Origin of the sequence: Grimontia marina, from assembly GCF_900060185.1 — a bacterium.
Taxonomy (GTDB): domain Bacteria; phylum Pseudomonadota; class Gammaproteobacteria; order Enterobacterales; family Vibrionaceae; genus Enterovibrio; species Enterovibrio marinus.
The window spans coordinates 1-671 of record NZ_FIZY01000225.1 but is presented as its reverse complement, the minus strand read 5'-3'; the positions used below and the strand labels follow the sequence as shown (position 1 = coordinate 671).

Below are 671 nucleotides of genomic sequence, written 5' to 3'. Positions count from 1 at the left end.
CGAGCAAAACCAAATACACCACTATTGATATGAGGTTTATGGATGGCAAGTTGTTGAAAAGAGAGCGCAAGGAAGATCATACCAACGCCAGTAATCCCCCAGCCGATCATGACCGCCAAAGGGCTAGCGACTGAGGCCATGTTTTGTGGCAGGCTAAAAACACCAGCGCCAATCATTGAACCAATGACCAGTGCTGTCAGTGAGCCCAAACCAAGCTTATTATCCATGGGAACTATCCAGTGAGTATCGACACATTAGAAGAAGGCGCTATTTTAGAGAACATATTTACCAAACATCAATCCCTATGTGGTCGCGGTCACTGAGATAGTGAGTCAATAGTCAAATTCATTGCTAGGGATCAAAGAGTTTATAAGTTCACGACGAAAATAGTGCACTGCTCAGTAAAAAAAACCGCATATTACACAGTTCAAAGCATCATCATACAAAAATATCGGTAAAAACCATAAAAAATGCCGCTTGGATGAGCAAGCGGCATTTTTGTATAAGATAAGGTTACTCTTTATTTGGCGAAATCAACACCCAGTTGAATATCACCTTTCAGTGTTGTCAGCATTCCATCTAACGCGGCTTGTTCATAGGCACTCAATGCACCATAGCTCAACACTTCTTCGACACCCTCTTTACCGAGTTTAATCGGTTGTGCAAAGAAT

At 42.2% G+C, this 671-nt stretch carries 1 protein-coding gene and 1 pseudogene; both read right to left on the bottom strand.

The genetic code is table 11. The features are described from left to right. The coding region (locus tag GMA8713_RS26105) for an amino acid permease (RefSeq protein WP_084387853.1) at positions 1-227 on the bottom strand (227 nt) is incomplete at its 3' end. A gap of 293 nt (positions 228-520) precedes the next feature. Next, a pseudogene (locus GMA8713_RS27165) lies at positions 521-671 on the bottom strand (malate dehydrogenase); the annotation flags it as partial.